Here is a 7,269-nt window from a genome sequence, read left to right as displayed (position 1 = left end):
TAACTAGAGAGTAAAACATAGGGGCGATGGACTTTCATCTTTATAGGTAGTCAACTCACTAAATCAATGGGTTAAATGTTTTGTCGTGTACAGAGCATTTGTGTATATCGCCTTTCTGAATTTGTGACGATATACACAATAATATGCACAATTCCGTGCTATGCCATGCTACTTCATGCGACAACATGCAACAAAAAAGCCCTTGCAGATTGCGTCCTGCAAGGGCTTTTAGGACAGTATGCAACGGCATACTACAATATTTTGGTAGGCATAATTGGACTCGAACCAACGACCCCCACCATGTCAAGGTGGTGCTCTAACCAACTGAGCTATATGCCTGTCGTTGAAGGTTGCAAAATATAACCAAACTTCTTAATCCTCGCAAGCCTTTTTTTAATTTACTGCTTGTAGAGTTGTGGTGCACGGGCTTTATTCGCTAATAAGCCTGCCCGCCCCGGTTTAGCTGGACGAGTTAGTTTAAAAGGCGACTGAAACACAGTGACAACTCGCCGTGGGGCAGGGGCTAGTGGAGCTAAGCCGACAGGGCGCAGGATAGCTGGTGGAGTATTGCTATTAACGACTGCAGGCTGGATCAACCCAATGGAATCGGGCAGCACAGGCTGTTTAGGAGTAGCATCCATCCCCACTAATTTATTGTGTACAAACAACACATTACGCACATAAGCTTGAGTTTCTCGATAAGGTGGAATACCTTGGTATTGATCCACTCGTCCCTCACCCGCATTATAAGCCGCTAACACCTTAGGTAGATCGCCATCGAAGCGTTTCCATAACCATGCTAAATAACGAGTCCCACCTTTAATATTTTGCTGGCTATTCATCGAATCCACTACCCCAAACCGCTCTGCTGTTTCAGGAATCAGCTGCATCAAACCCTGCGCACCCTTCGGTGACTCTGCTTGTTGGTTATAGCAGGACTCAATCGCAATCACGGCTTTAATAACCGCCTCACTCACCTGATATTCAGCTGCATATTTTTGTATAGCCGTCTGATAGGGTTGAGCACGCTGATCTAAATCTTTAGCCGACAACCGTGCACAAAAATGGCTTACAACCGTGTTAGCAGGTAGCTCAATCGTACCCGCCCACGTCAACGGTAACATCAACAACCAACCGAGACCCCATCCCAACTGCGCTAATCGCGCCCTCATCATTGTCATAAAGAAATCCATTTCTGTCTCAACTTAATTTTTAACTTAACTAAGGCAAGCTAAGCCTATCAATAATAGGCGACTATAAACTCTAATCTCCCGAAGTAAAGTTCAACTAGTTTAAGTATAGGATTAGCTGATTTAAGCAGCTGAATTTGCAATAAAAGGTTTAAAAGTTGTTAAAATTGAGACCAAGGGTCAATTAGCACTATAATGGCACTTTGACTTTAAAGCTTTGCCTAACTTAAGCTTAGCTGGAGTTTCAGCTGAATACTTTTAAGCTACCTAGTTCAAACCAAAGGTTGCGCAAGGTACAGCAACTTTTCTCATGTGTGCCTAAAATGTCCTTATTATCGCGAATAAAACGACTGATCTTGCCGATTTTTTTACTTATTTGGTTATTTTTCATCGCACTCGCGACCGTTATTTACACACCGTGGACGTATCAAGTCAACTGCTACTGGAATCTACGCTGTGAGCAATTAGGCTTAACGGCTGCTCACAACCGCAGTCTTGAACTCGCCAGTTTTTTTCGGCATCAACTAGCAAACCTCCCCTCCCCTCCTTGGTCAAGCAAAGAAATCCAACACTTAACTGAAGTGCGTGGCCTGTATGATCAACTGTTTTGGCTATTTATTATCATCACTCTAATCATGATTTTTGACTTACTCATGACTAAATCTTTAAAAATCTACCAAGGCTATGCCATGCTGAGTCGCAATCTTATGTTTGGCCTATTACTAGCCCTACTCGTGATCAGTCCTTTTTTTAAATTTTTCTGGATGGAGGTTTTTCACCCCTTAGTTTTTAATAATCAACTCTGGCTCACTGATCCACGAGATATTTCTTGGTATTTAATGCCTCGAAATTATTTTTTATGGGTCATTTTTTTTCTATTCTGCAGCACCCTTTTGCTTAATCAAGCCTTGATTACTTGGCTAACTCAACGACAAAAATGATGCAGTTGGATCACTATCTGCTAAGTTGAAAATCAGTTATCATTTTTAATCAGCCAACGAGTCAGCATCGTCTCTAATTCTTGAATACTAAATGGTTTTGCCAAATAATCATTCATACCAGCTGCCAAACAGCGCTCATGCTCACCCGAAATAGCATGGGCCGTGAGTGCCACGATTGGTAATTCAGTGAGTTCTAGTTCATGGCGAATCAGTTGCGTGGTTTGATAACCATCTAAATCTGGCATACTCACATCCATGAATACTAAGTCATAACTGGTTTCTTTAAGTTTGATTAAAGCTACAGCTCCACTTTCAGCCAAATCGACTTTGACACCCAATACAGTTAATAGCTCCTTACCAAAAAACTGATTCAAAGAATCATCATCCACCAGTAAAACTCGTTTTTCTTGGTAATTACGAACAGTAAATGGTTGGGTAAAACTATTAATCGGTTGCTGCTCCGCCAAAGCGAACATTAGCTTAAAAAAGAAGGAGGAACCTTGTGAGGGCTTACTACGGACTTGTAACTCTCCACCTAAATGCTTGACCAAATCATAACTAATTGTTAAACCTAAACCAGTACCACGATAACGTCGGCTAGTACTAGAGTTAACTTGAAAGAAAGGTTCAAACAAACGTTCCTGCTCTTTAAACGATAAACCGATACCGGTATCGGCTACCGTAAATTGCAATTCAACTCTATTCAACCATTGCCCCATCGGTTTAATCGTTAAACTAACTAGGCCATCGTCAGTAAACTTCACAGCATTATCTAATAAATTCAGCAAAATCTGCGAAAGGCGGGTCGGATCGCCTAATAAAGGTGTGGTGATTGAATATTCACTATTTAAAATAAAATCCAAATGTTTCTCTCGAGCTTGATCACTCAATAGCTTTTCAAGATTTTCTAAAATAGCTTGTAGAGTAAATGCTTGGATTTTTACATCAGCTTTTGTATGATTTAAACGTGAGACATCTAAAATATCATTAATGAGGTCTAACATATGCTGGGCCGACACTTGTAATTTTTCTACATAATCGCTTTGCTGAGGACTTAATTTAGTTTGTTGTAATAAAGTTCCACTAATAACCACAGCATGCATCGGCGTGCGTAGCTCATGACTCATGGTTGTTAAGAAGGCATCCTTTGCTTTGCTCGAAGCCTCAATTTGCTGAGCTTGGTCACGTAACTCACGAGTATGACGGCTTTGATTTAATGACAATAAAACAATAAACAGTAAAAAACCCAACATTAAACTATTAAATGCAATAGCCCAATCATCAAAAAGATCAAGCCCATATAAAAGAATAGGGATACAAGAAACATTCATAATGAGAAAAGCCCAAACGAAAATCCTTGCCTCAGATACTTTGGCTTTATGTAAAATCCAAATCACTGGAATAGCTAAAACCAATAAAGCCCCTCCAAAAACTGATATATAAAATAATTGATAAGGCAAGAAACTAACTATTAGCATCGTTAATATTGCTAACCAAAAGTGAATTCTAAATAAGATTGCATACCTCGGTAAACGATAAGCGACTAACATTAAGTTATAAAAAAAATCATTAGCACTAGCGATAGTCAACATAGCAGATACTATATGGATTTTATCAACATCGACCTCAGGAAATAATAAACCAACCATGCCACTTTGGCTTAATAAATTGATACAGTTAGAAAATATAAAAATAGCCAAACTTAAATAGCTACGCTCGTTTAAGCTAAAAAATGTCAGTAAATTATAAATTGACATAATTAACAACCCGCCTAACGCAAAAGCATAAAAAACATGGTCTTTAGGGGTTGCTTTTACCAAAGCATCTGCACTAAGCAATCGGAGATTAAATATCAGAGGCCGATTATTATTTTTTATACGCAAATAAATCGAATAGGATTCGTCTTGAGGCAGATCTAAGCGAAAACTGGCATGTCTTAGCTCATGAATCGAGGGAATAATGCGAGCTTCAGCCTTGAAGTTTTTTGGAAAGCTATAAACTTGCAAAAAATGTGCATTAATATTTTGTAGTTGCAAATACCAATAGCGATTATTAGGATCATGATTCAGTACATCAAAACGTACCCACCAAGCTGACATTGTATAGCCCACATTGTTTGGCATATGCCAACTATTTACAAACTTGGAATCTGTCTTGATTAAATCTTGAAAATTTAAATCTGTAGTTTTATCCTCTAATACCTCGATCGAAGATGCAGTAGCAACGATATCAGCGTTGCCATCCAAAACGAGTAGCGGCAGATCTGCCTTGAGATTACCCACAAAAAAACAAAAAAAAATTAAAATGAATGCCCTAATCAAAGTTAGCTATCTGGTTAACTTGTTAAATAGTCATTTTTCTTAAAAAGCAAATTAAGTTGTGTAATTAGCTTGAACCCGATTGATTAAAAAAAATCCATTTTTTAGCACAGGACTCTCCTTCCTAGACAAATTGTTTTTGGGGTATGTGAAAATACCACAAAATATAGTTCTTAAGTAGGAAAAATACAACTTGCTCAAAATAAAAATTATTTATGAATACTTAAAACAAAATTATTGCACTATGGGTAAACCTCAGAATCCATGTATTTAATGTTCAATACTTAGACAAAGCTGAGTTTACTATAAAAGCAGATCACTCACTAATTTAAGCGCTTAATCATTTTTATATTATTTGCGGAAATCTCCACTGAATAATCATGATTTTACTGTCAGTCCAGAAAATACATTAGACAATCAGCCGCACCGCCGAACAAGGGCAATTGGCGTTAGTCACCCGTCACCGGTATAGGCAATGGCGATTCCAGTTTTGCCCAAGTAATCACGTTCAAAAACTCGACCAAGACTTGCGCGGGAATGCAAACGGTGAGATTGCCCGCGCTATCACGCTCATTCAGGACTGTTTCGATAAAGGCTTTCGCAGCTTTGTGAAAGGGTGCATCAACATTGTGTGCGTACACCAGCAGATTGGTATCCAGTGCAAACATAGGGTTTACAAACCCCGTTCTGCATACAGCTCATCCCGATCAGGCATCACCTCGCTGCTCAAGCTGAAGGTTTCCGCCTTGAACGGTTTGTAAACGTGCTTGGTTTGTGGTGGCAGGCGAGGCGTGAACGGCAGGCCACGGTTTAGCTCAACCTGCTTCAGGAACATGGTAATAGCTTGCGCAGTGGTCATGCCCAGTTGCGCCAATACCTGTTCAGCATTGGCTTTTAGTGTGGGGTCGATGCGGGTAGTGATGACAGCAGTTCGGCTCATGGTGAAGTCTCCCAATAACGCTTGAATGTATTCATATGTTATACATTTGAATGCATTTTACAATCATTGAGTCAGAATGTTGACCTAAATGTCCCTATCGTCGGTATAGTGTGAATGCCTGTGGATGATGAAGTGCAGTAATCGGGATAGCAAACCCCCATCTACTTTGTGCTATCATTTGTGTACACAACTAAGAAGGAGAATCCTATGCAAACCTTCAGCATCCGTGATTTGCGCGAACACACTGGCGAACTCAGTCGCACCGCCGAACAAGGGCAATTGGCGTTAGTGACCCGCCACGGACAACCCTTGTTTGTCAGCGTTCCGTTCAGTGAAAACCTGTTGGCGTTTGGCGTACACGTCGCCCTCGCTACCCACTTGTTTCAATCGGGAAGCATGAGTTTGGGTAAAGCATCCAAATTGGCACGAATGTCCATCGCAGAGTTTACCGAATACGTTAGCCGCTTAGGTATTCCCGTGGTGAATTATGACCCCGCCGAATTGGATCAGGAACTCGCGTACCTCAACTCATGAAATCCATTATCGTCGCTGACACCAGCCCGTTGATTGCGCTGGCGAAACTCCAGCAACTCACACTATTGAACAGTGAGTTTTCCAACGTACATGTGCCACTTACCGTATTAAGTGAGGCAACCCGCGACCTACAACGCCCTGATGCCCGCTTGATTCGGGATTTTGCAAGTAAACATTTGATTGTGCATGACGATGCTGATAATGATTTTTGCACCCAATTGCGCCCAACACTGGATGAAGGTGAATTGCAAGCCCTGCATCTGGCGCGGCAACTCGATTGCGGTGTATTGATTGATGAACACATCGGTCGACAAGTCGCACAAAGCTACCAAATTCCGGTGGTTGGTGTGCTGGGCATTTTGCTCAAAGCGAAACAATCAGGAGCTATTCCGGCGGTTGCATCGCTCATCAACGATTTGTTGGCACAGGAATACCGCTTATCAAAAGCCTTGGTGCAAAAAGTGTTGCAAGCAGCGGGTGAGTTCTGATTTTGCTGCTTCTAACGGCCTTTCAATTGAGGTTTGCCAAGGTTTTTAAGTTTTGCATTTAACGCCTGTCTGCGTTGCTCAAGTTTAGCAGGTTGTACAAATATAAAATCAAACAGTGATTTCAGTACTTCAAGAAGCCAATCGGCTTCACCAGCTTCTACTTCGACAATCTCCCCCGAATTTTCATACTTGATAGGGTGTGCAGCGAAATTGCCAATATGACGGATAGCATCAATTGCATCCGTGAGATAGCTTGGTGCATGTACATTGGCAATAAACTCATCTATTTCTTGGGAAAGATCACGTTTTTTTATCTCCAACTTTTCTCGAAGTAGCTTTTGGAGTAAACGGCGTGACAAAGCGGCACTTGCTTTGGGGCTGTATTCTAGGGCAGTAGCTGCTTCATAAAAGTCATTTCTATATTCGTCAGGAACTTCTAACGAAACCAATTCTTTTTCATCGTCGGTCACAGGATAAACAATTTCTGTTGTTCCGCCTTGTACGGTAACTCCTTTTTGAGGACTGAGTGCGTATGCTCCAACTTTACGCATAACAATAACATCCCCGCAGGAAGGACATTTTTGCAAAAGAAATTCACAAGCTTGGTTGCCGCGCAATGCATACGTATGCGTTTCTTTGGGTTGTGGATGGAACTCTTTTTTACAAATTGGGCAGCGCATGGAATCTCCTCAAAATATTTGGCAGATAAAATATCGAACAATTCTTGTTTCTTGTCACGAAGTAAATAAGGTGAGCGAATAGCTCACCCCTTCACACACACCACCTGCTTCAGCGTATGCAGCACTTCCACCAAATCGCTTTGCGCCGCCATCACCTTATCAATCGGCTTGTAAGCCG

General features: G+C 41.1%; 8 protein-coding genes and 1 tRNA gene. 3 read left to right on the top strand and 6 right to left on the bottom strand.

Annotation, left to right across the window (positions count from 1 at the left end):
* Positions 1–262 precede the first annotated feature (262 nt).
* Together B5D50_RS18840 and B5D50_RS18835 are read right to left on the bottom strand one after the other, a co-directional pair.
* Positions 263–339, bottom strand: a tRNA-Val gene (locus tag B5D50_RS18840).
* Between the two features lie 59 nt (positions 340–398).
* The gene (locus tag B5D50_RS18835; RefSeq protein ID WP_200807146.1) at positions 399–1,181 is read right to left on the bottom strand and encodes a lytic transglycosylase domain-containing protein; all 783 of its coding nucleotides are present in this window, start codon (positions 1,179–1,181) and stop codon (positions 399–401) included.
* Between the two features lie 332 nt (positions 1,182–1,513).
* On the opposite strand from B5D50_RS18835, the gene B5D50_RS18830 reads away from it, so the two are divergent.
* Positions 1,514–2,131, top strand: a complete 618-nt coding sequence (locus B5D50_RS18830) for a lipoprotein intramolecular transacylase Lit (protein ID WP_078924204.1) — start codon at positions 1,514–1,516, stop codon at positions 2,129–2,131.
* A gap of 32 nt (positions 2,132–2,163) precedes the next feature.
* Here B5D50_RS18830 and B5D50_RS18825 read toward each other — a convergent pair whose 3' ends face one another.
* From B5D50_RS18825 to B5D50_RS18815, 3 genes are all read right to left on the bottom strand, one after another.
* Positions 2,164–4,413: a hybrid sensor histidine kinase/response regulator gene (locus B5D50_RS18825; RefSeq protein ID WP_159448685.1), complete on the bottom strand. Its 2,250-nt coding sequence runs from the start codon at positions 4,411–4,413 to the stop codon at positions 2,164–2,166.
* Between the two features lie 485 nt (positions 4,414–4,898).
* Positions 4,899–5,117 (bottom strand): PIN domain-containing protein, encoded by a 219-nt coding sequence (locus B5D50_RS18820; RefSeq protein ID WP_200807145.1) that lies wholly within the window; start codon positions 5,115–5,117, stop codon positions 4,899–4,901.
* A gap of 5 nt (positions 5,118–5,122) precedes the next feature.
* Positions 5,123–5,389: a type II toxin-antitoxin system RelB/DinJ family antitoxin gene (locus B5D50_RS18815; RefSeq protein ID WP_078924202.1), complete on the bottom strand. Its 267-nt coding sequence runs from the start codon at positions 5,387–5,389 to the stop codon at positions 5,123–5,125.
* Between the two features lie 207 nt (positions 5,390–5,596).
* Between B5D50_RS18815 and B5D50_RS18810 the strand changes: the two genes are divergently transcribed.
* Positions 5,597–5,923 carry a UPF0175 family protein gene (locus tag B5D50_RS18810; protein WP_078924201.1) on the top strand — a complete coding sequence of 109 codons (327 nt, stop codon included), beginning with the start codon at positions 5,597–5,599 and terminating at the stop codon, positions 5,921–5,923.
* Positions 5,920–6,411, top strand: coding sequence for a PIN domain-containing protein (locus B5D50_RS18805; RefSeq protein ID WP_078924200.1), 492 nt, complete (start codon positions 5,920–5,922; stop codon positions 6,409–6,411). Before B5D50_RS18810 ends, B5D50_RS18805 begins: the two co-directional genes overlap by 4 nt.
* A gap of 11 nt (positions 6,412–6,422) precedes the next feature.
* Here the strand turns inward: B5D50_RS18805 and B5D50_RS18800 are convergent, their stop codons facing one another.
* Positions 6,423–7,091 (bottom strand): DUF4145 domain-containing protein, encoded by a 669-nt coding sequence (locus tag B5D50_RS18800; protein WP_078924199.1) that lies wholly within the window; start codon positions 7,089–7,091, stop codon positions 6,423–6,425.
* Positions 7,092–7,269: the final 178 nt, after the last annotated feature.

Source organism: Thiothrix eikelboomii, from assembly GCF_900167255.1.
Classification (GTDB): domain Bacteria; phylum Pseudomonadota; class Gammaproteobacteria; order Thiotrichales; family Thiotrichaceae; genus Thiolinea; species Thiolinea eikelboomii.
Note: the sequence above shows the minus strand (reverse complement) of the source record. Positions and strands in the feature narration are given on the sequence as shown.